Annotated in this window: 1 protein-coding gene; it reads left to right on the forward strand. The window is 79.4% G+C overall.

Annotated features, from left to right (window positions below; genetic code table 11):
• Window positions 1–172 precede the first annotated feature (172 nt).
• On the forward strand, window positions 173–2,300 hold a 2,128-nt coding region (locus GV126_RS36945), incomplete at its 3' end, for a trypsin-like peptidase domain-containing protein (protein WP_328707375.1).

Genomic DNA, 2,300 nt, shown 5'->3' on the forward strand with positions numbered 1-2,300 from the left:
CCCCTAGGGTCTATCCAGGCGCCCCCGCCCATTCACCCGACCGGGCAGGCGCGCGGAGTGAATCGGGGGAGCGCAAGGGGGCGCGTTCGCTTCGCGATCTTTCCCGCTGATCACTCGGTGCCTACCGTCGAAGACAGGGGGGTGTACGGCGGCACGGCGGGGAGGATCGACCATGACGGCAGGGGAGCCGCACCGGACGCGTGTCGACGGCGGCCCGGTGCCGGTGCCGGCAGGGCGGGGGATCGTGGCCGAGGCCCGAGACCGCGCCCTGGACGCCGGTCTGGTCCGCATCCGCGATCTGGCGGGGCGGCCCCGCGGCACGGGCTTCGCGGCCGACCACCACGGGACCGTCATCACCAGCCACGAAGCCGTCGCCGGGCTCGGCCGCCTCCTGCTCGACGTCCCGGGCGCCGACGAGGGGTCCGACGCGTCCGGTCGGTCCGGCCGGTCCTGTGTGGTGGGCGCCGACGCGGTCACCGCCCTGCCCGAGCTGGACCTGGCCCTCATCCGCACCGACGGCCTCGCCGCCGCGCCGCTGCCGGTCACCGTGCGGGACGGCGTCCGCGCCGGCACCTACGTCCGGATCGCCGCCGGTGGCTGGCGCGAGGCCCGCGTGCTGGGCGTGTCCGCGGTGACCTACGAGGCCCCGGACGGCCTCCGTGCCCTGGACGGCGTGCTGGAACTGGCGATCGGCACGGCGGGCCGGGACGCGCTGCGGCCGGGCGGCGGCGCCGCCGGCGGCCCGGTGCTGGACGCGGCCACCGGCACCGTGGTCGCCGTCCTCGGCACGGCCCTGCGGTCCGGCCGGCGGGACGCCGGGTTCGCCGTACCGCTGATCCCGGCGACGCCCGGCTCCGCCCGAGCCGGCCTGACCCCCGCCGCCGGCGGCCCGCTGGCCGAACTGCTCGCCCGCAACGCGGCCACGGTCCCCGCCTACGGCCCCGACCTCAACCTCGCGGGCGTCCTCGAACTCACGGCCACCTCGGTGGCCCAGGACGGACCCAGCGGAGCCCTGCCGTCCTGGGCGACCGCGGGGGAGGGCACGCCGCGGCAGGCGGTGCGGATCGCGGGCGCGCGCCCCACCCCCAAGCTGCGCGCGGGTGGTGCGGAAGGCGCTGTGGGCGCCGGCGATGCGCAGGTCGCGCGGGGCGCGGACGATGCGTCGGACGCGCAGGACGCGCCGAGGCCGGGGCATGCGGGGGACGAGTCCGGCGCGGCGGGGAACGCCGGGGACGCGGAGGACGGGGCGGACGCGGCACGTCCGGCGGCCCCGGCCGACCCGGACACCGCCGTACGCCCCCGCACCCGGCCGGAGGCCACCCCGAACCGGCGGAACCTCGCCCCTGAGCGCCTGTGTCCGACCCCGGAGCGGTCGTACCCGACCCTGGATGAGCCTTACTCGGCCTCCGAGAGCACATACTCGACCCTGGACGGGCCGTACTCGACCCCTGAGAGCCCGTACCCGACCCCGCACCGGCTGGACGAGACCCTGGAGCGGCCGGTCCGCGCCCCGCCCGCACCGCCTCTGCCGTCCCGGCCCGGCGACCGCGTGCCGGGCGCCACTGCGGACGCTTTCGTCCCTCGCGCCGACGACCGCCTGCCGGGCGCTCCTGCGGAGGCTTTCGTCCCGCACGCCGGCGACCGCATGCGGGGCGCCGCTGCGGACGCTCCCGCCCGCCGCACCGGCCGTCGGCCCGTCACCCCGGTGGAGCGGCCCGCGGGGGGCGCGGGGCTGGCGGCGTTCGAGGCGAGCGAGGCCGCCGTGCTGGGCCTCGTCGGCGCGCCGGGCACCGGCCGTACGACCGAGCTGGCCGCGCTGGCCGCACGCAGGGCACGGGGTGCGGCCCCCGCGCCCACGCTGTGGCTGCGCGGAGCCGACCTCGACGGCGCCGACGCCTCGGTCGCGGACGCGGCACGCCGTGCGCTGGACCGGGCGGCCAGGATCGTCGCGGCCGCCCGGGCACCGCTGCCGACCGACGTCACCGACCTCACCCCGGACCGCGTCGCGCGCCTCGCCCACGCACAGGGGCGCCCCCTGCTGCTGCTCCTCGACGGCCCCGAGGAGATGCCGCCCGCACTGGCCCACCGGCTCGCCGAGTGGACCGAGGGCACCGCGCGATGGCTGCGCGGTACGGGGGCGCGGCTGGTGGTGGCCTGCCGCGAGGAGTACTGGGAGAGGGCAGGCGCGCAGTTCCCGGCCGAGCTGCTGCACGCGCCCCCGGGCGCCGGCGCCGCACCCCACCAGCGTCGCCCCGGTCCGCGCACCGCGACCGGCACCGGCCCCGTGCCCGCCCCGGGCG

It is taken from the genome of Streptomyces mexicanus, assembly GCF_902506575.1.
GTDB lineage: Bacteria > Actinomycetota > Actinomycetes > Streptomycetales > Streptomycetaceae > Streptomyces > Streptomyces mexicanus.